This window comes from uncultured Rhodococcus sp. (assembly GCF_963525155.1).
Classification (GTDB): Bacteria; Actinomycetota; Actinomycetes; order Mycobacteriales; family Mycobacteriaceae; genus Rhodococcus_F; species Rhodococcus_F qingshengii.
The window spans coordinates 66527-93470 of sequence record NZ_CAURKP010000007.1; the positions used below are offsets into that span (position 1 = coordinate 66527).

At 63.1% G+C, this 26944-nt stretch carries 23 protein-coding genes; 17 read left to right on the forward strand and 6 right to left on the reverse strand.

The features are described from left to right. The first annotated feature begins 105 nt into the window (after positions 1-105). From RWT78_RS03235 to RWT78_RS03270, 8 genes are all read left to right on the forward strand, one after another. Positions 106-870: an alpha/beta hydrolase gene (locus RWT78_RS03235; RefSeq protein ID WP_314673870.1), complete on the forward strand. Its 765-nt coding sequence runs from the start codon at positions 106-108 to the stop codon at positions 868-870. Between the two features lie 32 nt (positions 871-902). Next, positions 903-2255 (forward strand): MmgE/PrpD family protein, encoded by a 1353-nt coding sequence (locus RWT78_RS03240; RefSeq protein WP_314673872.1) that lies wholly within the window; start codon positions 903-905, stop codon positions 2253-2255. Between the two features lie 230 nt (positions 2256-2485). Continuing rightward, positions 2486-3871: an MFS transporter gene (locus tag RWT78_RS03245; protein ID WP_314673874.1), complete on the forward strand. Its 1386-nt coding sequence runs from the start codon at positions 2486-2488 to the stop codon at positions 3869-3871. A 73-nt stretch (positions 3872-3944) separates the two neighbouring features. Continuing rightward, a complete protein-coding gene (locus RWT78_RS03250; RefSeq protein WP_314673876.1) occupies positions 3945-4694 on the forward strand; it encodes an N-acyl homoserine lactonase family protein in 750 nt (249 codons plus the stop codon). 29 nt (positions 4695-4723) lie between these two features. Beyond that, positions 4724-5476, forward strand: a complete 753-nt coding sequence (locus RWT78_RS03255; RefSeq protein ID WP_314673878.1) for an N-acyl homoserine lactonase family protein — start codon at positions 4724-4726, stop codon at positions 5474-5476. A gap of 64 nt (positions 5477-5540) precedes the next feature. Beyond that, complete coding sequence (locus RWT78_RS03260; protein WP_314673879.1) at positions 5541-6689, forward strand: zinc-binding dehydrogenase; 1149 nt, start codon at positions 5541-5543, stop codon at positions 6687-6689. Next, entirely contained in the window at positions 6686-8104 is a 1419-nt protein-coding gene (locus tag RWT78_RS03265) for an aldehyde dehydrogenase family protein (protein WP_314673880.1), read from the forward strand. The genes RWT78_RS03260 and RWT78_RS03265 overlap by 4 nt, the downstream gene beginning before the upstream one ends. A 347-nt stretch (positions 8105-8451) precedes the next feature. Further along, on the forward strand, positions 8452-9864 hold the full coding sequence (locus tag RWT78_RS03270) for an MFS transporter (protein ID WP_314673882.1): 1413 nt from the start codon (positions 8452-8454) through the stop codon (positions 9862-9864). Here RWT78_RS03270 and RWT78_RS03275 read toward each other — a convergent pair. Beyond that, positions 9817-11076 (reverse strand): MFS transporter, encoded by a 1260-nt coding sequence (locus RWT78_RS03275; protein ID WP_314673884.1) that lies wholly within the window; start codon positions 11074-11076, stop codon positions 9817-9819. The genes RWT78_RS03270 and RWT78_RS03275 overlap by 48 nt on opposite strands. Positions 11077-11364: 288 nt before the next feature. Between RWT78_RS03275 and RWT78_RS03280 the strand changes: the two genes are divergently transcribed. The 6 genes from RWT78_RS03280 to RWT78_RS03305 all read left to right on the forward strand — a co-directional run bounded on the left by RWT78_RS03280 (position 11365) and on the right by RWT78_RS03305 (position 17756). Beyond that, complete coding sequence (locus RWT78_RS03280; protein WP_399551184.1) at positions 11365-12828, forward strand: aldehyde dehydrogenase family protein; 1464 nt, start codon at positions 11365-11367, stop codon at positions 12826-12828. Between the two features lie 31 nt (positions 12829-12859). Next, positions 12860-13912 carry an NAD(P)-dependent alcohol dehydrogenase gene (locus RWT78_RS03285; RefSeq protein ID WP_314673885.1) on the forward strand — a complete coding sequence of 351 codons (1053 nt, stop codon included), beginning with the start codon at positions 12860-12862 and terminating at the stop codon, positions 13910-13912. A 345-nt stretch (positions 13913-14257) separates the two neighbouring features. Beyond that, positions 14258-15184, forward strand: a complete 927-nt coding sequence (locus RWT78_RS03290) for an NAD(P)-dependent oxidoreductase (RefSeq protein ID WP_020906233.1) — start codon at positions 14258-14260, stop codon at positions 15182-15184. Between the two features lie 36 nt (positions 15185-15220). Continuing rightward, positions 15221-15601: a carboxymuconolactone decarboxylase family protein gene (locus tag RWT78_RS03295; RefSeq protein WP_020906234.1), complete on the forward strand. Its 381-nt coding sequence runs from the start codon at positions 15221-15223 to the stop codon at positions 15599-15601. Between the two features lie 30 nt (positions 15602-15631). Then, the gene (locus tag RWT78_RS03300) at positions 15632-17002 is read left to right on the forward strand and encodes an MFS transporter (protein ID WP_020906235.1); all 1371 of its coding nucleotides are present in this window, start codon (positions 15632-15634) and stop codon (positions 17000-17002) included. 79 nt (positions 17003-17081) lie between these two features. Beyond that, positions 17082-17756: a 2,3-bisphosphoglycerate-dependent phosphoglycerate mutase gene (locus RWT78_RS03305; protein ID WP_314673888.1), complete on the forward strand. Its 675-nt coding sequence runs from the start codon at positions 17082-17084 to the stop codon at positions 17754-17756. A gap of 25 nt (positions 17757-17781) precedes the next feature. Here RWT78_RS03305 and RWT78_RS03310 read toward each other — a convergent pair whose 3' ends face one another. The 5 genes from RWT78_RS03310 to RWT78_RS03330 form a co-directional block, all read right to left on the reverse strand. Continuing rightward, positions 17782-18552, reverse strand: a complete 771-nt coding sequence (locus RWT78_RS03310; protein ID WP_020906237.1) for an IclR family transcriptional regulator — start codon at positions 18550-18552, stop codon at positions 17782-17784. A gap of 46 nt (positions 18553-18598) precedes the next feature. After that, positions 18599-19324: an enoyl-CoA hydratase/isomerase family protein gene (locus tag RWT78_RS03315; protein WP_314673891.1), complete on the reverse strand. Its 726-nt coding sequence runs from the start codon at positions 19322-19324 to the stop codon at positions 18599-18601. 44 nt (positions 19325-19368) lie between these two features. Next, a complete protein-coding gene (locus tag RWT78_RS03320) occupies positions 19369-20973 on the reverse strand; it encodes a class I adenylate-forming enzyme family protein (RefSeq protein WP_314673893.1) in 1605 nt (534 codons plus the stop codon). Further along, positions 20970-22142, reverse strand: coding sequence for a MaoC family dehydratase N-terminal domain-containing protein (locus RWT78_RS03325; protein ID WP_314673895.1), 1173 nt, complete (start codon positions 22140-22142; stop codon positions 20970-20972). The genes RWT78_RS03320 and RWT78_RS03325 overlap by 4 nt, the downstream gene beginning before the upstream one ends. 76 nt (positions 22143-22218) lie before the next feature. Further along, positions 22219-23712 carry an aldehyde dehydrogenase family protein gene (locus RWT78_RS03330; protein ID WP_314673897.1) on the reverse strand — a complete coding sequence of 498 codons (1494 nt, stop codon included), beginning with the start codon at positions 23710-23712 and terminating at the stop codon, positions 22219-22221. A 324-nt stretch (positions 23713-24036) separates the two neighbouring features. On the opposite strand from RWT78_RS03330, the gene RWT78_RS03335 reads away from it, so the two are divergent. From RWT78_RS03335 to RWT78_RS03345, 3 genes are all read left to right on the forward strand, one after another. After that, a complete protein-coding gene (locus tag RWT78_RS03335; RefSeq protein ID WP_092804920.1) occupies positions 24037-25224 on the forward strand; it encodes a CaiB/BaiF CoA-transferase family protein in 1188 nt (395 codons plus the stop codon). 35 nt (positions 25225-25259) lie between these two features. Beyond that, entirely contained in the window at positions 25260-26285 is a 1026-nt protein-coding gene (locus RWT78_RS03340) for a zinc-binding dehydrogenase (protein ID WP_314673900.1), read from the forward strand. A gap of 51 nt (positions 26286-26336) precedes the next feature. Continuing rightward, the coding region (locus RWT78_RS03345; RefSeq protein ID WP_314673902.1) for an iron-containing alcohol dehydrogenase at positions 26337-26944 on the forward strand (608 nt) is incomplete at its 3' end.

Here is a 26944-nt window from a genome sequence, read left to right on the forward strand (position 1 = left end):
CCTCCCCACGACTGACTTTCTCGCCGACGAACAGGCGTCGGCGAGAAAGTCAGTCTGTTCCTGTTTCAGATGCAGGCGCAACGAATCGAAAGGTAGACAGAAGAAATGAGTACTTCGAGCAAGAAACCGACCTTCGTCCTCGTGCACGGCGGACGGCACGGCGGCTGGTCGTGGCAGCGTGTCGCAGACAGGCTTCGAGCCGAAGGTCACAGGGTGTACGCCCCGACCCTGACCGGCCTCGGTGACCGAGCGCATCTTGCTTCTCGGGAAGTCGGACTCGACACGCACGTGAAAGATCTGGTGGCGGTGTTCGAGTTCGAAGACCTCACCGACGTAGTGCTGGTCATGCACAGCTATGGCGGAATGGTCGGGTCGGGCGCGATGGAGGTGATCGGTGTCCGGGTGCGGTCGGTCGTCTTCTTGGACGCGGTCATGCCCAGATCGGGAGAGTCAGTCCTCGACCTACAACCGGCAGGCCGAGAGGAGCGCATCAGGGGGACCGTCGAACGGGAAGGGGACGGATGGCTTGTGCCCGCGTCCGATGCGTCCTACTGGGGTATCACCGACCCCGCCGCCCTCGCGTGGGTCAATCCCAGAATCACAGCGCAGCCGTTCAAGACCTACACCGACCGGCTCGGTGAGGTGAAGCGCGTGTGGGAGACGCCTGCCGTGTTCATACTGTGCCAGAACGCAGATGGCGTGGCACACATCGACTCGGTGCGGGCGCTCGAGCGCAGTCACTCCGGCGACTCGAACTTCGAGTTGTGGACCCTGGTTGCCAGTCACGACGCGATGGTGACGCACACCGAGGAGGTGGCAGGAATGCTCCTTGCGGCGGCCGAGCGCGAAGTTTCCGCGGTCGTCCATTGACGCGCAACGGCGGCACCGGCGAAAAATCGACGATGATCGAGTATCTGGCCGAGCAGCGCTATTCCGATCTACCGTCGGTCGTGGTGGAGCACACGAAGATGCTGATATTCGACCAGTTGGGATGCGCTTACGTCGGCGCGGAACTTCCGTCCGGTCGTCTTGCGCTGCAGTACGCCGGCACACTCGGCGAGTCGCGGGAGTCCAGCATCGCTCATTCGTCGCGCACTATGGCGGCCGTGACGGCTGCGTTCGTCAACGGAACCGCCGGGCATGCGGCCGAGCTCGACTGCGCGCATGCGACCGAGGACTTCAGGGCCACCGGTCATCCGGCCACCGTCATCGTCCCCGCCGCCGTCGCTGTGGCCGATCGCCAATGTTCCTCCGGTGCAGACCTTGTCGACGCAGTCGCGGCGGGCTTCGAGGCCGGGGTTCGCACTATCTCGGCGGTCGGAGGGCTGTCGTGGATGCGGTCGGAGCACGGCTTGTACGCCGGGTGTCTGCATTCGATCGGAGCGGCGGTCGCGTCGGCCAAACTACTCGGGTTCGACGCCGACACCACCAGGCACGCAGCCGCCCTCACGCTGGGGCAGGCGGTGAGTCCAGTCGCGTTCTTCGGTGAGCGCCGTCATATCAGCAAATCCATCACCAAAGGCGGGCAGCCGGCGACGGCGGGTGTGGCAGGCGCACTGCAAGCGGCTGCCGGTCTCGAAGGCGTCGACGACATCTTCGGCGCACCCGGGGGCATCATCGACACGTGGGGTGAGCCCGGTCGCGAATCCGCGCTGACCGACGGCCTCGGTGAGGACTACGCCGTGTTCGGCGCGAACTTCAAGTTCTACGCCGCGGGTTATCCGATCCATTCGGCGGTCGAAGCGGCATTGGGTCTGCTCGCAGATAACGGTCTGTCCGCAGAGCAGGTGCGATCGGCCACCGTCGGCATGCCCTCGTTCGCCGCCAGCGTGGTCGACTCGCGCAACATGCCCACCATCTGCATGCAGGACATGTTGTCCGTCGCCATGGTGGCGGGCCGACTGGGCTTCGAAGAAGCACACTCGTCTGCGCTGCTCGCGAGCCCGCAGGTCTCTCGGCTTCGCAAAGCGGTCACCGTGTATGTCGACGACGACCTGGAACGCGAGCAGCCGCACGGCCGGGGGGCGCGGGTCACCCTCCGGACCGACTCCGGAGAAGTCTCGCGGCTGATCGAACATCCTCGTGGGCATCGGTTCCGCGAAAACAATGTCACGTGGGACCTGCTGCAGCTGAAGTGGCAGTCGATGCTCGAACCTCGCATGGGCGCACAGCGGTTTGCTGAGCTCGTGACGTCTGCGATGGCACTGGAGGGCCTGGATGACGTCCGAAGCCTAACCGGCATCTTGGCCGGATGACTGTCGCAGACAACTGACGACCCAACCGACAACCGTGCGGTGGGGATGCTTGGGGCGATGCGTTCGGGCCGACCCCACCGTACTGCTCACTTCACTATTGACCATCTATGTGATGCGCGCTACATTGCGTTACGTTCCTAATTCGGACTGAAAGTTCGTATATACGGAATCGTGTAGCTCGGTTGGCCTGCGGTTGCGTTCAGGCCCTTTCACTCACGAGGAGTTTTCTGTTGACGAATTATTCATCACCCCCATCGGCCGTACGCGGCGTTGCGGAACCGACGGCGACGGTGGACGCGTCCTCACCGAAGAAGAACAAGATGTCGCGGGTCGCGTTCGCCAGCTTCATGGGCACGGTGATCGAGTTCTACGACTTCGGAATCTTCGGAACCGCAGCGGCATTGGTGTTCGCGGACGCGTTCTTCCCCGCATTGGGGACCTATGCAGGCACGATCGTGTCCTTCGCTACCCTGGGCGTCGCGTTCGTGGCTCGCCCGTTCGGTAGCGTCCTGTTCGGACACTTCGGCGATCGCCTCGGACGCAAGAAGACGTTGATCGCGACGATGATGTTGATGGGTGTCTCGACGGTCATCATCGGCCTGTTGCCCACCGCGGCTACGGCCGGGGTCGTGGCGCCGATCGTGCTGATCGTCCTGCGTATTGCTCAAGGCTTCGCAGCCGGCGGCGAATGGGCCGGTGCAGCACTCTTCACATCGGAGAACGCACCGAGCGAGCGCCGTGGTTTCTGGTCGATGTTCACCAATCTCGGCGGCGCGGTGGCGAATATCCTCGCGCTGTCGACGTTCTTCGTGACCGGCCTACTCATGTCCAACGAGACGTTCATCGCCTGGGGCTGGCGAGTGCCCTTCCTTCTCAGCATTCTGCTCGTCTCGGTGGGGCTCTACGTCCGGCTCAAGCTGGAGGAGAGTCCCGTATTCACCGACGAAATGGAGAGCAAGGGCCGAAGCAGCCTTCCGTTCGTGGAGGCGATGACGCACCAGTGGCGGGAAATCCTGCTCGGCGCAGGAGCTTTCGTGTCGTCCTTCGCGTTCGGGTACATAGGCATCGCGTACTTGATCAACTACGGAACAGTGACTCTCGATCTGAACCAACAGGGCGTACTCGCTGCGGGCGTGTTCGGCAACGTGGTGAACGGGGCGTCGATGATCTCGGGGGCCATCCTGTCGGACCGATTCGGTCGCCGACCGGTGCTGCTCGTGGTGAACCTGATCGGCATCCCCTGGGCACTGATTCTGTTCCCGCTACTGGACACCGGATCGCCGGCAGCGTTCTGGTTGGCGATCACGGTCAGCTTCTTTATCGCGGGACACGGCTGGGGCGTGTGCGGATCGTTCCTGTCGGAGCTGTTTCGGACCCGATACCGCGCAACCGCCGCCGGTCTTGCCTACAGCCTCGCAGCGATTCTCGGAGGCGGTGTTCCGCCACTCGTCGCGGCAACCCTGATCAGCAAGTACGGTGGCGCGGTCTTCGGCGTGTTCCTCGCGTGCTACGCCGCAGTCGGTTTGATCTGCACCTACGTCCTGCGCGAGACGCGCAGCCGTGCGCTCGACGAAGCCCCGCCGGGCGTCGGGTTGGACCGTGCAGGCGATTCGTAACCGTGGACGGAATCACCCGGAGACATCGAGCGGTCGAGCACCGTTCCGAGCAATCGATTCGTTGGAGCCATCAATGTCATTGACCATCCGTGCCTTCTGCGTCGGGCGAGTGTACGGCCTGCCGAAACCGTCGTTCACCTACCTGCGTGGATACGGGGAGGTCCAGGATCTTCCCCTCATCATGTACGTGATCGAGGGAGGGGATTCGCCCATTGTCGTCGATACCGGCGCAGACCTCGCCCGTGCGTGGGACGACCACAAGATCAAGATGGAACAGACCACTGAAGAGCAGCCGGAGGAGGTGTTGCGAGCCGCCGGAATCGACGTGCGGGACGTGGCTGTGGTCGTCAACACCCACCTGCATTGGGACCACAGTTCGAACAACCACTTGTTCCCACGCGCGCGTGTGCTGGTTCAGCAGTCCGAACTCGACTACGCACGGAACCCACTTCAGTGGCACTGCAAGCACTTCGAGATCTCCGCCGACATCGAACCCTCGTGGAAGCGAGCCGAGGACCGGATCGATACGGTGAACGGTGACACCGTGATCGCACCCGGCGTCACTCTCGTCACGCTGCCGGGGCACACGCCCGGATCGCAAGGCGTTCTCGTCGAAGCAGAGTCGACGCGATACCTGATCGCCGGCGACTGTATCTACCTGTACGACAACTGGAATGGCGACGCCGAAGCGGACCACATCCCGGTAGGGCTCTTCACCGATCTCGTCGCCTACGACGAAAGCCTGCGCAAAATCGAAAAGCTCGACTGTGAAGTCATTCCCAGCCACGACTTCCGGGTCGTGGAGCGGGCGATCTTCGAATGAAACAACTACATGACAAAGGAAGCGTGAAAATGACTTCGGCTGGATGGACGATCGACGCCGTCGAACTCGGATTACTGCCAGACATTCCGGTCGAACACATTTACTACCAGGACACGTCCGGCCGTACGTTGAACATGCCGCTCATCATGTACGTCCTGCGATCGGGTGGGCGGACGGTGATAGTCGATACAGGCGGCCCTGCCGACGAGGAGAAAATCCTTCGCATGACCCCCTTCGGATACGTGGTGCCCGAATCGAATCGAATCGACAACGTCCTCGACAGGATCGGTGTGAACCCCGCCGACGTCGATCTCGTGATCAACACGCACCTGCACTGGGACCACTGCTCGAACAACAACTTATTCGCGAACGCGGAAATCGTGTTGCAGGAGAAGGAACTGGCTTACGCACACGCTCCGTGTGAGGCGCATATGCCTGCGTACGGTTTTTACGCTGACGAAGCGCCCATCTTTTCGTTGGCGGAAGACCGGATCCGAACCGTCGACGGCAGTTGCGAACTCGCGCCTGGCCTCGGCGTCGTGCCCCTGCCGGGCCACTCGCCCGGTTCGCAGGGAGTCCGCGTCGATACCGTCGCGGGCACGTTCGTTATCACCGGCGATTGTGTGGACACCTACCGCAACTTCGACGAGTCGCTGCCGTCGGGCCGGTTCTCCGACCTTGATGCCTACAAAGCGAGCTTGGCGTTCCTGAGGGAAACAGGATGGACACCTTTGCCCAGCCACGACCCGAAGGTGCTGGAGAAAGGCCAGTTCGGGCAATGAAGTTCGGTCATCGTCACTGAAGGCGTTTGTAGTCGCTTCAGTTATTCCTGAATACGGAGAATCAATGTCCAAATACGAAATCCCGGAGTACAGCCGGGCCGCAGTGATCACCGAATTCGGCGGCGATCTCGAAGTGCGCGAGGTGCCGATACCGGAGCTGGAGCCAGGCGGCGCCTTGGTTCGTATCGAAGCAGCCACGGTGTGCGGCAGTGATGTTCACGTCTGGGACGGCTCGCTGAGCGCGGGCGGAATTCGCCCTATCGTGCCGCCGGTCATTCCCGGGCACGAGATGACTGGCAGGGTGGTGGCGCTCGGTGAGGGGCGAGTACCGCTGGTCGGTGGTGGAGAGGTAGCCGTGGGAGACCGCATCGTGTTCGGGCCCGGTCGCTGCGGTTCGTGCTACTTCTGTGCAGTCGCGAACCAGCCCAGCCTGTGCGCCAATCGCAAGCACTACGGGGACAACTGTGAGCAGTATCCGTACCTTGTCGGTTCGTTTTCGGAGTACACGTACGTCTATCCCTCGTCGAGGAAAGTGTTGGTTCCGGACAATGTGAAGTCCGAATGGTCTTCGGCCGGAAGCTGTGCTCTCCGAACGGTGTTCAACGCGTACGAGCGACTCGGCCGAATCCAGCCCTGGCAGACGGTGGTGATTCAGGGCGCGGGCCCACTGGGATTGTTCGCCACGGCGCTCGCGGCGCAGTCGGGTGCTGAGCGCATCATCGTAGTCGGGGCACCCGACGCCCGTCTGAAACTGGCCACGGCGTGGGGTGCTCACGACGTCGTTTCGGTCGAGGACGCATCCTCGTCCGAGGATCGTGTGGCGGCGGTCCGAGAACTGACCGGCGGCCACGGTGCCGAGATCGTCCAGGAGTGGTCGGGCGGACGCACAGCGTTCGCCGAGGGTCTCGACATGGTGCGGCGAGGTGGGCGTTTCCTGATCGGCGGTCAGGTCGGTCCTCAGCTCGCCGAGATCCAACCGTCCAAGATCATGCGAAATCACCTCGACATCATCGGCTCCATGTCGGCGTCCGAATCGCACTACTGGCAGGCAATGAAATTCCTGTCGTCGACGCAGGACCGTTTCGATTTCGATCAGATGCTGACCGGCCGGTACGGCCTGCATCAAGTTTCGAATGCGTTGCGCGCAATGCAGGATCTCAGCGCAATCAAACCCGTCATCGACCCGACACTCACGGAAAGTGGGCAGCAATGATTCGTCACGAGCAGTTCTACGCCAACGGCAAATGGGTCGACTCGACGGCCACGGAGTTCATCGACATCGTCAATCCGGCAACTGAGGAACTGATCGGCCAAGTGGCGCGGGGAACGAGCGCCGACGTCGACACTGCCGCCGCTGCAGCCTTCGGCGCCTTCGGCGAGTGGTCGACGTCCACGGTCGCCGATCGAGTCGACGTCTTGAGATCTCTAGCGGATATCATCGAGCGCAACGGTGACGAAGTCACCGATTCGATCGTGGCCGAGATCGGACAGCCGCGCGCCTGGGCACAGAAGGCGTCGACCCAGACCACGATCGACGATCTACGTAACTTCGCCGACGCTCTGCCCACCGTCGTCTGGGAAGAACAAGTGGGCACCGCGAACGTCCGCCGACTACCCGTCGGCGTCGTGGGAGCGATCACCGCCTGGAACGGCCCGATCCGATCGGTATGCCTCAAAGCCGGCGCCGCCATCGCGGCCGGCTGCACGGTAGTACTCAAGTCGAGTGAGGTGGCGCCTTTGACGCCCTTTCTGCTGGCGAAGTACACCGAGGAGGCGGGTCTTCCGGCCGGTGTTCTCAACATTGTCACGGGAACGGGACCCGAAGTGGGAGAAGCGATCACGCTGCATCCCGATATAGACATGGTCTCTCTGACGGGTTCGGTGCGCGCGGGAAGCCGGGTCATGGAGCTCGCTTCACGCTCGGTGAAGCGAGTCGCGCTCGAGCTGGGCGGAAAGTCCGCGAACATCATCCTCGCCGACGCCGATCTGGAGAAGGCAATTGCGGGCGGCATCGAGGACGCATTCCGGAACTCTGGCCAGGCGTGCGGGGCACTCACACGAATTCTGGTGCCGCGTGATCGCGTTGCCGACGCCGAGCGAGTCGCCGCGGCGAAGGCGGAGTACTTCGTGGTGGGAGATCCCCTGGACCCGTCGACGCACCTCGGTCCGCTCACCAACCGCGCTCAGTACGATCGGGTCCGCAGTCACATCAGCCGAGCTCTCGACGAGGGCGTACGGCTGGTCACCGGGGGACTGGATCGTCCGGACGGGTTGGGCGAGAAGGGCTTCTACGTTCGCCCGACGGTCTTCACCGGAACGAATCAGGACCGAATCGCACGCGAGGAGGTCTTCGGACCGGTTGTGGTGATCATTCCGTTCGACGACGAGGCCGACGCGGTGCGGATAGCCAACGACTCCGACTACGGACTCGCGGGCGGCGTGTGGGCCGGGGATCTGGACAAGGCACGCTCGGTCGCGACCCGCATCAGGACCGGACGCGTTCGCATCAACGGAGCACCCATCGACATGCGTGCACCGCATGGCGGCCTCAAGCTGTCCGGCATCGGCCGGGAGATGGGACGTCACGGCATCGAGGATTACCTGGAATATCAGTCGGTTCACGGCTGAGCCCGCGCTCAGTCGTGGATCAGTTCGGTTCTCCGGCACCACCGGTTTCTCAGGTAGGCGTCCGGCGTCGGATCGAGTTGCACACCACCATCGAACAACTGCTGTCGGCTCTGGGATGTCTTGAAGGCAAGGTTTTTACAGGCATATGCCGTTCGGGCAACCGCACCGTCTGGGGTGAGTGGGCAGCAATGCTGATCAATTACTACGAGAGGGTCCGATATGGACGGTCGTATCGACCAGTTGCAGGCTCTGGCCCACTTGGATCGGGTCGGCGGCAAGCGACGGGGATGGCTCGCTACTGCGATCGAGTCTGAATGCAGCGACGTCGATCAACCGCTGGTCTCAACGTGACGGCATCCGTATCCTCCGGTGCACATCTGGGCGCGATTCCGGTACGAGTGCGCTTCGCTGCGGCGTCGGGGACTGTTCTCCAGCCCTTGAACTCGTCGATGATCGCAGTGGCAATAGTTGGCATTGCTGCCCAATTCGGGTCGTCGGCGGGGGTGTCGTGGATCATCTCGGCCATGTACATCACCACAGCGGTGTGCGCGCCGATGGCGGGCCGCCTGGGTGTGTTGCTGGGTGCCCGCAGGGTGTTCGTTGCGGGCTTGGTGCTCGTGGCGCTCGGGTCGCTGGCGGGCATGTTCGCGCCGAGTGTGCCGATGCTGATCGCGTCGTACGTCGTTCTTGCGATGGGAATTTCGGTACATATGCCGAACGCGATGACCATGGTGCGCGCGTACGCCGAACGCTACCGGCGACAGTCGCGAACTGCCCTCACCACCCTCGTCATGTGCGGCCAGTCGGTCGCTGCATTGGGGCCGACCTTGGGCGGACTGTTGGTAGGTACGTTCGGGTGGCAGTCAATTCTGTGGGTCAACCTGCCGGTCGTCGTTCTCAGTGCGATCGCGGTACTGCGCGCCGATCTCGGGGGAGTGCAGAGCGGCCGCTTGACCGCGCGAAACGCTCTGCACGCGTTGGACGTTCCGGGTATTGCTCTCTTCCTGGTGGCCATCACGTCAACGATGCTGTGGTTGGTGTCGATGCGCGCGCAGCCGACGTGGTGGTTGCTCCCCGTGGCGGTCGTGTTCCTCTCACTGTTCGTGTGGTGGGAACGGCGGGCAACGGAACCGTTCATCGATGTTCGGGCTCTGGTCCGAAACCGGGCTCTCAGTGCGACTCTCGCACGAACACTCGTCACCTATTCGTGCTTTTACCTCATTTTCTTCGGCATTCCGCAGTGGCTGCAATACTCGCGGGGGATGACCGCGATCGAAGCGGGCCTGACGATGCTGCCCGTGGCCGGCATGAGCGTCTTCGCCACCGTACTGGGAGCCCGGACCTATCGACGGTACGGCCCGCGGGTTACGTTGCTGATCGGCACGTTCGCGCTGTGTGTCGGGGGTGTTCTGATCGCGCTCGTGGAGAGCAGTACGGCACCAGTGGTGGTGCTCGCTCTCGTTGCGTTGGTTCTGGGAATACCCAATGGGTTCAACAACATCGGCAATCAGAGCCTGGTTAACTCGGTGACCACGGTCGAAGAGGTGGGCACCGCGATCGGAATGTACCGCACTGCGGCGTTCATCGGTGCGAACCTCGCTGTGGTCACACTGCAGATGACCGCAGGCAATGTGGTGGACGACGCCGGACTGCACCGTACCGGGTGGTTCATCGCCGGGGTCTCTGCACTGCTGCTCGTCGGAATCGGTTTCTCACGACACATGGGCAACGCGATCAGGTCGGAAGTCATCGGTCCGTGAGGGCGGTCGATACGAAGTGAGTCCGGCCAGTACAGCGACGATCGAGGCAACGATCACGACCACGACGTACCCGGTTCCGATGTCGGGCAACGCGATCGTATTCGTCAACCGCCCGGCGACGAGACCGGGCACTGCACCGCCGGTGTAGGAGATGAGATAGAGAGTGGACAAAGTGCCGGCGCGGTCTTCTGCCGGCAGGCCGGCCAGAACGCCGCGCATACCACCGCTGTTGGCGGCTCCCTGTGCGAAACCCGCAGTGGCACTGGCGATGAGGAAAGGAACGATTGCTGCATGGTGTAGCGAGACGACGGCGCCGATGGCACCGGCAACGAACACGGCGAGACCCATTCGCTGAGCCGAGGAGGGGCGCCACCGTCCGGTGCAGATCCCGCCGAGCGGCGACAGGATGACGACCGACGCGAACACTACAGCGATCATCAGGGCGTCGGTGGTACCCAGGTAGTCCGCGGTGAGACCAGGCGCGAACGCTTGGTAGAAGCTGCTGAACGACCATGTTGCGACCAGGGTGCCGCCGGCGGCGAGCACTGCGCGTCCGGCTCCCGTGGGGACGTGCACGCGGGGCAGTAGCGATCGGAGTGCACCCGGCCGGCGCCGACCGGATTCGGGGCACGCGAACATCAGCAGGGTGAAGAACGAGAGCACCACGGCGACGGATGTGAAGCCCAGTTGGCGCGGTGCCGGACCGAACTCGATGAGCGCTCCGGAGATGAGCGCTCCGAGGGGAATCGCGAATGCCGGTGCACTACTGGTGATCACCGCAGGCAACCATGGATACCGGCGGGTCGGAGCGAGATCGATCACCATGGCTCCGATTGCACTCGACGCGATCCCACACGCCAGGCCTTGAAGCGCACGCCCGCCGACGAGCATGGGCAGCGTGTGGACCTGCGTCAGAATCGCAGTGCCCGCGATCGAGGAGGCCATGGCCATGATCGCCATCGGGCGCCGCCCCAGATGGTTGGACAGGCGACCGAACATGAGGAGCGACAGCGCGGTCACGCACAGGTAGGTGACCGTCGTGAGGGCCAGATCTGCGTCGGTGAGCCCGTCCTCGACGCGAAAGGTGTTGTACAGCGGGATAGGTGTACCGGAGGAAAGGAAGATCAGCATCAGTGATGCGGACGCGACTACGAACGCAGCCGAGCGTGGCAGGGTGGCCCTCGATGGGCCGATCATCGTACGGTCACGCACTTCATTCGAAAACTCCGTTGTCCTGGAAATCGCTATGCGTCCCAGCCAACCTCGCGGGTTCGAATAGGAGAAGGGTCTGTCGATACAGGTACTGGCAGTGCCTCCTTCTGTGCGTCCGAAGACATTACCGTCGAGAAGTTCGGGTGTGGCATCCCCGAAGCTCGACTGCAGTTGAACCGACCCTGCCCCGTGATCGGAGCCGTCCGTCGAACCTTGACGTGCGACTCCGGTCACAGCTACTCTCGGTGGTGTTCTTTATTACGAACTGCAGTGCGCATATTTGAACAAATGGAAGGTCGGACCACCGACCGCCATTTCGGTGATCGAGGAGTGTGTCTGGTGATCGAACGCGATCAGATCTACATCAACGGCGCGTGGGTGCCGTCTACGGGGACCGATGTCCTCACCGTCATCAACCCGGTGACAGAGGAGCCCGTTGCGACGATTCCGGCGGGCACGGTGGAGGACGTAGACAAGGCAGTAAAAGCGGCTGCGGCCGCGTTTCCCGCCTGGTCCCGGACTTCGGTGGAGGAGCGCATTGCGGTGCTGCAGAAGCTGGCGAAGCTCACCGCCGACCGGGCCGATGAGATCACGGCGGCCATCGTGAGCGAGATCGGACAACCCGCCCACATCGCAGCGGTTTCCCAGGCAGCAGGAGCAGTGCAGGACCTAGAGAGCATTGCAGAGAGCCTGCCGACCATTGTCTGGGACGAGGAGATCGGCAACACGACGGTGACGCGAGACGCCGCCGGCGTGGTCGCCGCGATCACGCCTTGGAACGGACCGATGCGCATGGTCTGCATGAAGGCGGGAGCGGCTATTGCAGCCGGTTGCACCGTGGTTCTCAAGGGCACCGAAGTTGCGCCACTGAGTTCGTTCATCTTCGCCGAGATGGTTGCCGAGGCCGGACTGCCGGACGGTGTGTTCAACCTCGTCTCCGGCGATGGACCGGTCGTCGGCGAAGCATTGGTGACGCACCCGCTCGTCGACATGATCTCGCTGACGGGATCAGTCCGCGCTGGTAGCCGTGTCATGGAATTGGCGTCGCGCTCGGTCAAGAAGGTTGCCCTCGAGCTCGGAGGTAAGTCCGCCAATGTCATTCTCGAGGACGCCGATCTGGCTGCCGCCGTCGACGACGGGATAGACGACGCGTTCCGCAACTCGGGCCAGGTGTGTGGTGGTCTCTCGCGCATGCTGGTTCCGCGCGCGCGACTCGCCGAGGCGGAAGAACTCGCCGTACGCAAGGCCGAGAGTTTCGTTCTTGGCGACCCGTACGACCCCGCCACCACTCTCGGGCCGGTTGCCAACGTGAATCAACGAGATCGTATCCGGGGTTACATCGAGTCCGGCCTGTCCGAAGGCGTCCGTCTGCTGACCGGTGGACCCGAAGCCCCCGAGGGCCTGGAGACGGGTTTCTTCGTCCGCCCGACAGTATTTTCGGGTGACAATACCTCGCGTATCGCTCGCGAAGAGATCTTCGGTCCCGTCATCGTCATCGTGCCGTTCGACGACGAGGACGACGCCTTCCGTATCGCCAACGACACCGATTACGGTCTTGCAGGTGCGATTTGGGCGGGCGACGCCGAGCGGGCGAAGTCACTCGCCAAAAGGCTGCGTGCCGGACGTATACGCATCAACGGGTCGCCGATCAACCCGCACGCTCCGCACGGAGGGTTCAAATTGTCCGGTATCGGACGCGAATTCGGCCGGTACGGTATCGAAGAGTTCCTCGAGTACAAGTCGGTCGGCTGATCAGCAGACGTTTCGAAACGAGGTCAACGAGATGTTCACAGTGAATGCCCGCTCCACGTCTGCCCCGGGAGCTCCCTTCGAAGCAGTGGTGATCGAGCGACGCGATCCTGGTCCCGGAGATGTGGTGATCGACATTGCATTCTCGGGGATCTGTCATACCGACGTTTCACGGGCGCGGAGCGAGTTCGGGACCACGCACTATCCGCTCGTTCCTGGACATGAGATCGCCGGAGTCGTGTCAAAGGTCGGCTCCGATGTCACCAAGTTTGCGGTGGGTGACCGCGTCGGCGTCGGTTGCATCGTGGACTCGTGCCGCGAATGTGATTACTGCCGAGCGGGTTTGGAACCGTACTGCCGCAAAGATCACGTGCGCACCTACAACTCCATGGGGCGAGACGGGCGAATTACTCTCGGCGGATACAGTGAGAAGATCGTCGTGGACGAGGGATATGTCCTGCGCATCCCCGATGCCATCCCGCTCGACCAGGCAGCACCACTGCTGTGCGCTGGGATCACCATGTATTCGCCACTGCGACACTGGAAAGCGGGACCGGGGTCTCGGATAGCGATCCTCGGATTCGGCGGCCTCGGCCATGTCGGAGTGGCGATCGCTCGGGCTCTCGGAGCCCACACCACAGTGTTCGATCTGACGATGGACAAGCATGACGACGCGATCAGGCTTGGCGCCGACGACTATCGTCTGTCGACCGACGCCGGAATCTTCAAGGAATTCGAAGGCGCCTTCGAACTGATCGTGTCCACCGTGCCGGCAAACCTCGACTACGACTTGTTTCTGAAGATGCTGGCCCTCGACGGGACGTTCGTTCAGCTCGGGGTTCCGCACAATCCGGTCAGCTTGGACGTGTTCTCGTTGTTTTACAACCGCCGCTCGCTGGCGGGCACTTTGGTCGGCGGAATCGGAGAAACGCAGGAGATGCTCGACTTTTGCGCCGAGCACTCGATCGTCGCCGAAATCGAAACAGTGGGCGCCGACGAGATCGACAGCGCGTACGACCGCGTCGCCGCCGGAGACGTTCGGTACCGAATGGTGCTCGACGTAGGAACGCTTGCGACGCAACGGTAAGTAACGGTCGCCCGATGCGCCCCGCACCTCGAGGTGCGGGGCGCATTGCGTTCGTCGGTTGACCTGAAGGTGGCTCCACTGCGCGTGCGCTGAAACACCCACGCCTGTAGGGAGTTTCATCCACGCAGTCCTCGAAGGCGCGTATCTGGTTCCCGTTGCTTGTTCCGTGTCGGGCGCTCCCTGGGGGGCGCATATGTGACAGCGAGATCCGTGCACCTTGACGAGTGACTGCGACCACATTAGTGTTCACATTGGTTCCTGATAAGGAACACAAATACGTATATACGCACAATACGGAGAGCCGTTCAGTGTCGTACTTGGTTGACGCAGGAGAGGAAATCGCTCATGAAGGTAGGGTTCATCGGCCTCGGAGGTATGGGGTCAGGGATGGCGCACAACCTCCTGAAGGCGGGCTACGACCTGATCGTCTTCGATCTCGATCGTGACCGTGGAACAGAGTTCGTCGACGCCGGCGCAACGTGGGCGGAGTCGATCGCGGACCTCGGCAGGTCGGTCGACATCGTCTTCACCTCCCTCCCTGGCCCGGTCCAGATGAAAGAGGTCGGGCTGGGCGAGAACGGTTTGATCAGCACGCTGCACCGCGGGGCCGTCTGGTACGACCTGACCACCAACTCCCCGACGGTCGTCCGAGAGGTCGATGTCGCATGCCGCGCGGCCGGGATCGAGCTCTTCGATGCACCGGTCAGTGGCGGACCCAAAGGGGCCAAGTCGGGCAAGCTCGCTATCTACATCGGCGGTGACAAGGATTCGTTCGAACAGCACGGCAGCATCCTCGATGCCATCGGAGACAAGGTCCTCTACGTCGGAGAGGTCGGAGCCGGCAACGTGGCCAAGCTCGTCCACAACTGCGCCAGCATCACCATCCGGGCGGCCATCGCCGAGGTCATGACAATGGGTGTGAAAGCCGGGGTCGAGCCCGAGTCGCTCTGGCACGCGATGCGTCAAGGTGCCATCGGACGCGCGCGCACGTTCGACCGCATCGGTGATCGGTACCTGCAGGGCGCGTACGAACCGGCTTCCTTCGCTTTGGCGTTGGCGGACAAAGATCTTCGGCTCTCGCTCGAGTTGGCCGAAGAGCACGACGTTCCGATGCGGCTCGCCGAACTCGCGCAGGCGGACTTCAAGGAAGCGCTTTCGCGCGGATGGGGAGGACGCGATTCGCAGTCTCCGATGGAGCTCCAGAACGAACGCGCCGGCGTCACCATCAAGCTGTCTGCCGACGAGGTCCAGAGTGTCCTCGACCGCGGCTGATTCTTCCCCCTACCCTCTACCCCATAGGAGCACGCGTTGAGCACCACCAGAGAAACCGGCCGTCAGATCTTGGGCGAACTGATGGGCCCCGATTACGTCGAGAAGAAGGACAAGAAGCGCAACTCCTTCAACGACGTCATTCAGGACTACTCGGAGGAGGTGTGCTTCGGGCGCACCTGGTCACGTGACGGCATCAGCCGCAAGCAGCGGAGCATTCTCAACATCGCAATGCTGACAGCGTTGAATCGGCCGGCTCAGCTGGCACACCACATCGAGGGCGCTCTCACCAATGGGTGCACCGTCGACGAACTGAAGGAGATTCTGCTCCAGACCGCGGTGTACTGCGGACTTCCCGCCGCCGGAGAGGCTTTCCGGGTAGCCGAGGAAGTTCTTCGCGCCGGTGGGCATCTCGACTGATTCATTCCCTCCAACTAGGAGCTACACCCCATGACACAGAGATCGGACGCAGTCACGGATCCCGCCGTGCCGCCACCGTCGACCGGCGCTACCACGCCACCGAAGATGAAGAAGGTGGCTGCAGCCAGCTTCGTCGGCACCGTCATCGAGTTCTACGATTTCGGTATATACGGAACCGCTGCGGCACTGGTGTTTCCGACGTTGTTCTTCCCTGCGCTCGGCACCGCAGCTGGAACCGTGGCTTCGTTCGCGACACTCGGTGTGGCATTCGTCGCCCGGCCGTTCGGTAGTATTCTGTTCGGCCATTTCGGTGACAAGATCGGCCGTAAGAAGACGCTGATCGCCACGATGCTCCTGATGGGCATCTCGACCGTTCTGGTCGGTCTCATGCCCACGGCGAACACGATCGGTGTGGCAGCACCGATCATCATTGTGTTCCTGCGCATCTTGCAGGGGCTCGCGGCCGGTGGCGAGTGGGGCGGCGCAGTCCTGTTCGTCTCGGAACACTCACCGAAAGCCAAACGCGGCTTCTGGTCATCCTTCCCGTCGTTCGGCGGTGGCATCGCCATCATCCTGTCCAATGCCACATTCCTGATCACGGCGCTGACGATGAGCGACGAGACGTTCCTGAACTGGGGTTGGCGTGTGCCGTTCCTCGCCAGCTTCCTACTGATCGGTGTCGGCCTCTGGGTTCGGCTCTCGATCGACGAAACACCGGTGTTCGCAAAGCAAGCCAAGGTCGTAGGCGTCACCCGCACCCCGTTCTTCGACGCGTTCAAGCATCAGCCTCTGCAGATCCTGTTGGCCACCGGCGCCACCGCGATGACCCTGTCGCTCACCTACGTGGGTGGCCCATACCTGGTCAGCTACGGAAGTGGCACCCTGGAGTTGGAACGCCCGTTCGTGTTGACGATCGCCGTTCTCGGCGGCGTGGCGATTTCGGTCGCCGTTCTCCTCGGTGCCGTGTTGTCGGACCGTATCGGCCGTCGCCGGATGATTTTGATCGCCGGTGTCCTAGCCGTCATCTGGACGCTGACCCTGTTCCCGCTTCTCGATACCCGATCGCATCTTGCGTTCGCCCTCGGCGTGCCGGTCACGATGTTCATCTCCGGGCTCGCGACAGGGCCGCTCGGCGCATTCCTGTCCGAGCAATTTGCGACTCGATACCGTTATACTGCAACGGGATTGAGCTACAGCCTGGCCGGAATGCTCGGTGGAGCAATTCCGCCCCTGATCGCGACACCGATCATCTCCACCTGGGGAAGCTTCGCATTCGGGTGTGTTATGGCGGGCATCGCTTTGGTCTCCATCATCTGTGTTCTCGTGATCGGTGAGACCAAACAGTACGAACTCGACTCGGATGAAGTGTCACGTCGATCCGCGGCCCCCACCCCCAGTTGAGAGAATCCGACCCGATCGCCGCTGCGCCCCGCCGGGGCGCTGCGGCGATCGACGTCGGTGGAACACGAGGAGATTCAGTATGCCCGGCACACATCTGATCCTGTTGCGCCACGGCGAAAGCACGTGGAATGCCGACGATAGGTTCGCTGGATGGGTGGACATTCCACTGACCGATGGCGGTCGCGAAGAGGCGATCCGCGCCGGCCACGCAATCACAAAGGCAGCCGTCCTTCCTGATGTCGTACACACTTCGCTTCTGCGACGGGCGATCTCGACAGCAAACACCGTTCTCGACACGACGGATCGCCACTGGATTCCGGTACGCCGCACGTGGCGGCTCAACGAACGACACTACGGCGCGCTGCAGGGTTGCAGCCGTGGGGATATTCGAGACAAGTTCGGCGCGGATCAATTCAAGCGATGGCGTCGATCGTTCGACGAGGCGCCGCCTCCCCTCGAACCGGGATCGCCATGGGGGCAGGACCGTGAGATCCGTTACCAATCGTCATGCGTGGATGTGCCGAAGACGGAATCGCTCCACGACGTCACGACCAGGCTGCTGCCGCACTGGACGGGCTCCGTTGTTCCCGACCTACGGTCGGGAAAGACAGTTTTGGTTGTCGCTCACGGGAATGTGCTGCGCACGTTGTTGATTCACCTGCATGGCATACCCAGGTCCGAGGCGGATCAGATTCAGATATCCACCGGTGAGCCGCTATGGCTCACGCTCGACGAGTCGTTGCGCCCGATGTGAAACGGGCGCCCGTTGAATCAACGATTCAACGGGTCTTCGTGGCGCGGTTCTGCCACTTCTGAACATGTTCGAGCAGCAGGGCGCGAAGTTCGTCCGCCCGAGGCTCCATGCGGGACGTGGGGCCGACCAGAGTGACTTCGGCCGCCGCCTTCCCGTTCGGGCCGCGCACGACGGTGGCGAGTGCGTAGCGGGTGCCGTTGTGCAAGGTGTTCTGGGCGATTCCGGTGCGTTTGATGTCGTCGTACTGGGTGAGGAATTCGTCGACTAGATCGTTCTCCTCGCGCCCACGCCGACGCAAATAGGCGTCGCGATGTTCGGGGGCCAGTTCCGCGAGCAACGCCTTGCCGCCGGCTGTCTCGAGCAACCCGCGTCGGATGTTGGACCGAGCTGCGAAACCCGCGAGGAGATCGGCACCGACCTCGGAGACGTAGATGAGATCGTCTCCCGCCTGAACTCCGAGGAACACGGTGACTCCGGCCGCCTCGTGTAGCGCCTGCAGATCGGCGTCGGTGACGGACCCGGCGCGCAGATGTCCACTGGCCAAGGTCAAGCCGTGCAACGCGGGTCCGATGTAGAAACGAGTGTTGTCCTGATACAACCAACCTGCGGCGACGAGACCACGGATGAAGCCGTACACGGAGCTCTTCGGCGCGTCGATCGCGCGGGACAGCTCGGCGAAGGTCATGCCGGGGTTGTAGACGACCTCTTCGAGGATGCGTGTCACACGGTCGATCGTGCGATGGTTCTGAGGTTCGCGGTCTTGGCCTGCACTCGGTTCCTCGGTCACAGCCACCATTTAACCTCATCCTCACTGTAGGTCCTCGTCCGCCGCAGGTCGGCGATCATGATCCGCTGAATTCCGGTGGTCTCTTCCCGATGGATGCGGCTACACCTTCAGCGAAGTCAGCAGAGTGAAGAAGTGCGGTCTGTGCCGTAGCTTCCTCGTCCAGCGCTGCGACCACACGCGAGGCCAGGTCACGCCGGAGGGTGGACCTGATTGCGGTGAGGGACAACGGCGCCGACCGGGCGATATCCGTCGCCCAGTCGATAGCCGTGGTGCGGGGATCATCTTCGGTGATTCGGTCGACGAGCCCGAGCGCGAGCGCTTCCGCCGCGTCGACATTGCGGCCGGAATACAGCAAGTCGAGTGCGTATTGCTGGCCGATTGCCGCCGGCAACGTCACCGACAGTCCGAACCCGTGATGAAAGCCCAGACGAGCGAAGTTCGCAGTGAGCCGTGCCCTGGGCCCGGCCACGCGGAAATCCGCCGCCATCGCGAGTCCGAGTCCGCCGCCGACCGCCGCGCCCTGAATGGCCGCGATGATCGGTTTGCGAGTGGTGAACAATTGCGACGCCGCGCGATAGACGCGTCGCAGCATATGCTGATCGACGCCGCGCAAATCGGCGCCCGCGCAGAAGCTCTTGCCCTCCGCGCACAGAACCACGACGCGCACGGATGGATCTGTGTCGAGGTTGACGAGCGCGTCCGCCAACTCCTTCAGGCTGTTCTCATCGAAGAAGTTGTGTGGCCCGCGGCGTATCTCGACGATCCCGACGTTGCCTTGCACATCGACTGCGATCGTCTCGGTGGTGACGGCCTCGGCTGTAGTCGTTATCGAGACTCCACCTTCGTGCGTGCATCGGCAATGACGGCGTTCTTGTCGATCTTGCCTGCGTGGTTGACCGGAAAATCCTCGGTGACGACGATCCATCGCGTGGGGACGGCGAACGAGGCGATGGTGCCGCGCAGTCGATCACCGAACTGCGTAGGGTCGACATCGGACTCGAGTACGAGAGCCGCCGCCACTTCCTCACCGAGATCCGAGTGCGGTACCCCGAAGACGACCGCGTCCTTGACCTCGGGCAGGCGTACGAGTGCGGCCTCGACAGAAGCCGGGGCAATGTTCTCGCCGCCCCGGATGATCATGTCCTTGGATCGGCCGGTGATCCAGAGGTACCCCTCGTCGTCGAGGTGTCCCAGGTCGCCGGTGTGCAACCAACCGTCGCTGTCGATCGGGGATTCGATTTCGCCGAGATAACCGAGCATCTGGGTGGGGCTGCGCAGCAGGATCTCACCGTCGGGGAGTTCGGGTCGCGGTGCGATGGAGATCTCGACGCACGGCAGAGCCCGTCCGGTCGTCCCTGGGTGTTTGACGGTGTCCTTGCCGGACGCCGCCACTCCCTGGCCGCCGTTCTCGGTCAGTCCGTAGCCGGTGGCGACGCGAGGTTCGACGCCGGGCAACCCGGTGCGCAGTCGTTCGAGAAACTCTGCGCCGACAGGGGCTCCGCCGACGGTGACAGCTCGCAGCGTCGTCAGGTCACGAGTCCGAACGTCGGGATGTTCGAGCACGCGGGTGACCATGGTGGGCACCGCACTCCATCGTCGGATCTTCCAGTCCTCGACGAGCCGGATGGCTTCGGCGGGGTCGAATCGGCCGGCAGGCATGACAAGCGTGTCTCCGACGCAGATTGCCCGCAGCAGGGTCTGGACGCCGCCGACGTGGAACATCGGACCGGTGTGCAGCGCGGACTCGCCGGCCGTCTCGTCGACCAGGTGGGGTAGTCGCCGGGTGATGTCGAGCAGCATCTGCAGTCCGGAGAGCAATGAACGGTGAGACAGGACAACACCTTTGGGCTTGCCCGAGGTTCCCGACGTGAAAATCACCACCGCTGGGTCCTCTTCGGCTGTGCCCGGGTCAACGAACGGAGTGGCTGCGGTCGGCGACGGATCGGCCGTGGGCGACCACGTGGCGACCTTGTATCGGTCCGGAACGCGGGAAGCGATGCGCTCGTCCGCGAGGACCAACACAGGTTCCACGAGTTCGAGGGAGCTGACCAACTCTTCCTCGCTCCACCACGCATTGGCGAGAACGGCGACGCCGCCCACAGCCACGGTGGCCCAGAAGTTGACGATCCACTCCGGGCTGTTGAACCCCAGCAGAACGACCCGATCGCCGGATCCGATTCCGGCAGAGGTGAACTCGTGGGCGCGGGCATCGACCGATGCGCGGAACTGCTCGAACGTCACCACCCGCTCACCCTGCACGATGTGCGCGCGGTCCCCCCACCGGGACGCAAACGTGAGGAGCGATCCCAGCCGGTGCGGACGCTCGGAGTACATCCGGAATGTCAGGTCGCCGACCGTCACGGGTTCGATGTCGGAGCCCCATCTTTCGGACTTCGACGTGGCCGATCTCGCTGCTTGCGTCGTGGTCACTTCGCAGCCGCCTCGGCGCGGTGGGGGAGACGGATGACCGCCGAACCGGGCATCACGGACTGCTCGCGCTGGTTGGTCGCCCAGGTCTCGACCTTGACCACATGATCGCCGTCGCCGTCGACAAGCTTTTCCGTGACCTTGCCCCCGAGCCTGACCACGTCGGAGAGGTAGACATGCGAACGGTACTGGTCGTGCAGCGATTTCAAGAACCCGTCGTCGCCCATCCAGTTGGTCAGGTGATGAATCTGCCAGCAGGTGCGCTGGATGCCCACGTCATAGGCCATCTGTGCGCCCTGGAGGCTCGCGGCGTAATCGTTGTAGTGGACCGAGTACACGGGCTCGAGTGCGTGCGTGTTCGGGTCTCGGAATGCCCACTTGGGATGCTTCTTGTATCGGCGCAGAGCGACACCGTGTGCGGCGAGCCGGGGGATCGGTGCGGCACCGGAGGCGACGAACGCGATCTCGTCCGTCAGACCGATCGGGCCCTTGGTGATGATGCCGAGGTCGTCGCCCACCTGAACGTCGTCCCAGTAGCGCTTCTCGGCGCCGCGTGGCGACTCCGCCAGCACATCGGCGTCGACCCTCGCCAGTTCGGCATCGGTCCACGGGTGCGGCAGTTCGATCTTGCGTGACTCTCGCTTGGCCTGCATCTCGGTGCGCTCGAATCGCATGCGGGAGCAGATGAACGTGGCGACAAGTTCGTCGTTCTGGTTCCGATATTCCTGCCGCAGGTAATCCTTGATGCGGCGGCCGGCGAACTTGCTGGCGTCGATGGGCCCGTCGAATCCGTCGAACACCACGCGCGCGGTGATCTTGTCCCCGACCTTGATGGGGTGGTGGAACTCCATGTTGGTCTCGGCGTGGAAGCCGCCCAGTCCGGGCCATCCGACCTGGACGGAGCCGAGGCAGGCGAAGATGAAACTCGGGGGAGCGATGAGTTCGCCGTGCGCAGTGCCGGCGGCGTATGCCTCGTCCGTCCACAGCGGGTTGTCGTCGCCGATGCCCTCGGCGAACCGAAGGATTGCCAAACGTGTGGCGTATTCGTTGTTCACGGAACCGGCCGTGCGTAGCTCGGTGCCGATCAATGCACGCATCTTCTCGAGCATCTCGTCCGTGAACTTGCCCTCTGCCAGGCTCTTGCCGATTTCAGGTTCTGCAGTCTGCGTCATAGTGTCCATCCGTAATTAGAAAAGAAAGTTCGTATTTAAGAACTTATATGCCGTATCTGTTGTGGTCAATGGCGGATTACGCCAGCGTCGACACCACGGACTTCGTCTCGAGGTAGCTGTCGAGGCCGTCCAGTCCGTTCTCTCGGCCCCATCCCGACTGCCGGTAGCCGCCCGCAGGCATGTACACACCACCGGCGCGATGGACGTTGATTCCCACGCGGCCCGCGCGTAGACGTCGGGCAATGGAGTGGCCGACCGAGCCGTCCGCTGTCCATACACTCGAAGCGAGCCCATAGGAGCTGTCGTTGGCGAGCGCCACTGCTTCGTCGATGTCCGAGAACGGCATCACGCCGAGGACCGGTCCGAAGATCTCCTCGCGCATGACGCTCATCGACTGATCGACGTCGACGAGTACGGTCGGTTCGAAGAAGTACCCTGCGTCGCCTACGCGGTTGCCACCGGAGAGGACGGTTGCGCCGGCGTTGACACCGGCATCGACGTAGGACGTGACTCGGTCGAGCTGTTTGCGGGAAATCAACGGTCCGAGATCCACGTCGGGCTGGGTTCCGTATCCGATGCGCAGTTTGCGGCCCTCGGCCGCGACACCGTTGACCACTTCGTCGTAGACCGACTCGTGAACGAACAGTCGCGTTCCTGCAGCACACACCTGGCCCGTGTTCCAGAACACCGCACCCGCAACTCCGGGAATTGCGGCGGCGAGGTCGGCGTCAGGCATCACGATGACCGGCGACTTGCCGCCGAGTTCGAGCGAGAGCTTCTTCATGTTGCCTGTCGACGCGTGGACAATGGTTCGGCCGACGTCGGTGGAACCGGTGAACGCCACGGCGTCGACATCCGGGTGGGCAGTCAGGGCAGCGCCCACTGTCGGACCGGGGCCGGTGATCACGTTCACCACGCCGTCGGGCACGCCGGCCTCGGTGAGAATTTGTCCCAGCCACAGCGCAGTCAGTGGGGTTTCGTCGGCGGGCTTGAGCACGCACGTGCACCCGGCCGCAAGGGCGGGAGCGAGCTTCTTCGATGCAGAGATGATGGGAGCGTTCCAGGGGACGATCATCGCGATGACGCCGACCGGCTCGCGGAGCGTGTAACCCTGGATGCGCTTCTCCCCGGGTCCCAGATCGATGGTGTGACCGTGGATCTTGTCCGCCCAGCCGCCGTAGTACTGATATTGAGCCGCCGCTTCGAGCACCATCGACCGTGCCTGCGGAACGGGAATTCCCATGTTGCGGCTCTCCAGCGCGGCGAGAGCATCCGCGTTGTCCCGCATGATCTGCCCGGCCTGCCAGAGGATCGCGCCCCTCTGCTGAGGAGCCAGGCGCATCCACCGTTGTTCGTCGAACGCGCGCCGCGCCGCAGCGACTGCGAAATCGGTGTCCTTTTCCCCGGCGAGCGCCACGTTCGCGATCACCTCACCGGTGCCCGGGTCGTAGGTCGGGAACGTCTCGCCGGATGCGGCCTCGATCCAGGCGCCGTCGACGAGCATCGGCACGCTGTCCGCTTCCTTCAGGCTCTCCGGGTACGCCCAAGCATTTGCTAGTGAGAGCGACATCGTTTCTCCTCTTGAATTGATCTTTCGGTCCACGCTTATGCGGGCAGTGATCGAATCGGTTGTCTCGTGCAGGTGGGGTGAGTCGGCCCCGAAGGAATGACTGGATTCGTTCTCACTCCATTTTGTGTTCTTATATAGAAACATCAGTCCTGATTTATGGATACTTTGAACGTATCGACCGCCTGCGGACTGTGTCAAGGCTCACGATCTCTCGATGTTGCAGCGTGGACCACTTGACGCCCAGTGATTGACAGCACGTTGCGGCCGTCCTAGTGTTCTGAATAACAAACCATTGTCCGTAAATACGAAGTTGGAGGTCTGCCGATGCCGGCACTCAGCGGTGTGAAGGTCATCTGTGTAGGTCAGTTCTACTTCGCCCCCTACTGCTCCATGTTGCTCGCTCGTCTGGGCGCAGACGTGATCAAGATCGAGGCTCCCGAGGGCGATCCCTACCGCCGGCTGCCGAGCGCCGACCACGACGGCTCATCCGTGCAGTTCACCATGCTGAACTCCGGAAAACGGGCGATGAAGGTCGACCTCAAGCATCCCAAGGGGCAAGAGATCGTTCGCAAGTTGGTCGAGCAAGCCGACGTTCTCATCCAGAACCTCTCGCCCGGCGCGATGGACAGGTTCGGGCTGGGATACGACGCTCTGTGCGCGATCAACCCACGGCTTATCATGGCGTCGGGAACCGGCTTCGGATCGTTCGGACCCTATGCGGGTGAACCCGCGATGGATCTGACAATTCAGGCCCGCACCGCGATCATGAGCACGACGGGGTTCATGGAAGGCGCACCCGTGCGCACCGGACCGTCAGTCGTGGATTTCATGGCAGGCACCCACATGTTCAGCGGGGTCCTGGCCGCGCTGTATCAACGTGAACACACCGGCCGCGGACAACACGTCGAGGTCGCGCTGCAGGATGCGATCCTTCCGGCGCTGTCGTCGAACATTGCCGGTCACATCAACAGCAACGGCGCCATGCCCGAGCGCACGGGCAACCGGCACGGCGGGCTCGCCGTGGTGCCCTACAACGCGTACCGGACCACCGACGGCTGGGTGACAGTGCTGTGTCCCACCCAATCTCACTGGGAGAGGTTGTGCGGAGTCATGGACGACCCGGATGCCAAGGACGATCGGTACAGCACCATGTCGGGTCGTACAGCGCACTCGGACGAGGTGGACGTGCTGGTGGAGCGGTGGACGTCAGCGCACACCAAGCAGGAAGTCGCACACCTTCTGTCGAGGACGGGGATCCCGACCGCGCCGGTGCTCAGCCTCGCCGAACTGATGGATGATCCGCACGTTCAGGCGCGTGGGGTGCTGAGGTGGATGGACGACGAGTCGGGTAAGTGGTTGACGCTGGGCAGCCCGTTGTTTTTGTCCGACTCGCCGATGGTCGAGCCGGATCGTGCGCACGGACTCGGTGCCGACACCGACACGATCCTGCGGGACGAACTTGGAATGACGGAGGACGAGGTCGCAGCCCTCCACTTCGAAGGCGCGATCTGAGTTTTGTAACCAAGAAGGCAATCGAAAGGTAGATCATGATGCAGGGCTTGGTATTCGAAGGCGGTCGGCAGATCTCGTTGCGCGATTTCTCCGATCCGAAGCCTGGTCCGGGCGAGGTGTTGCTTCGGGTAACTGCCTCCGGAATGTGCGGGTCCGACCTCCACTATTACCGAGCAGAGGCGAGCGCGCCCGACGCGCCGGTGTGTATCGGCGGCCACGAGCCGGCGGGTGTGATCGAGGAACTCGGTGCCGGCGTCGACCCCGTGCGGTTCGCCGTCGGCCAACGCGTGATGGTCCATCACTACGCCGGGTGCGGCGGTTGCGAGGCCTGCAGGTCGGGGTGGACACAGATGTGCACTACCGGTCCGGCGACGGTGTACGGCAAGTCGGCACACGGTGCGCACGCTCCTTTCATGACAGTGTCTACGCAGTCCGTCCTGCCGCTGTCCGACAGCTTGTCCGATATCGCGGCGGCCGCCATCGGTTGCGGTACGGGCACCGCCTGGGGCGCACTCGATCGGGTGGGCGACGTCGGTGGGGCGGACCTCGTCGTGTTCGGCCAGGGACCGGTCGGTTTATCCGCCACGATGCTGGCCACTGCGCGCGGCGCTCGAGTCATCGCAGTCGATCTCGCCGACAGCCGACTCGAACAGGCCCGTGCCTTCGGGGCCGCGGAGACGATCAACTCGGGCTCGGTGGACCCGGTAGCGATGATCAAGGAACTCACCGGCGGCGGAGCCACGGTGGCGATCGAAACTTCCGGTGCGACGGCCGCAGCGACTGCCGCGCTGGAATCTCTCGCCCCGTGGGGCCGACTGGGCGTCGTCGGTCTCGGCGGTCGCATCGAGGTCGACGTCCGCAAATTCCTCTCGCGTCAGATCACCATTGCCACGTCGTGGTCGCTGTCGAGCGTTCAGCAGATTCAGTGCGCGAATTTCGTCGATCGGCACCATCTGCCGGTCGATGATCTCTTCAGTCATCGCTGGACCCTCGCCGACGCCGTGGAGGCATACGCGGAATTCGACAAGCAGACGTCCGGCAAGGGCGTCTTCACCTTCTGACCGTCACCTTTTGACTGACAATCCAGAACTTCGAGAAAGCGAAACACACACATGACCGACACTCCGAACCTCGAATTGCGCCACGCGACATCTGCCTTCCGCACGTTTGCCGGCGAGAAGGCCATGTCCGCGCTTCCCCGTGAGCTCGACCGCGTCGGAGCGAGCCGAGCGGTCGTGATCACGGTCAAGCCCATCCTCGACTACCCCGAGGCGATGCAGCGGTTGTACGACGCCCTGGGATCGAAACTCGTCGGGCTGTTCGACGGCGTCGTCGAGCACAGCCCGCTCCCGGCGGTGAACGACGCGCGTCAGTACCTCGAAGACATGAAAGCAGACGCGATCATCGCAGTCGGCGGTGGATCGTCGGTCGTCACCGCGCGTGCATCGTCCATTCTGCTGGCCGAGGACAAGGACATCCGCGAGCTGTGCACCCAGCGCGGAGCCGACGGAAAACTTACGAGCCCGCGCCTGTCGGCTCCGAAGCTACCGCAGTGGGTCGTCCCCAGCACTCCGACGAGCGCCTACGCGAAAGCTGGTGCTGCGGTGCGCGATCCGGAGACCGGAGAACGGCTGGCATTGTTCGACCCGAAGGCGCGCGCGCAGGGGGTAATCCTCGACCCGGTCATGGCCGTGACGGCACCGGAACGGCTCGCCTGGTC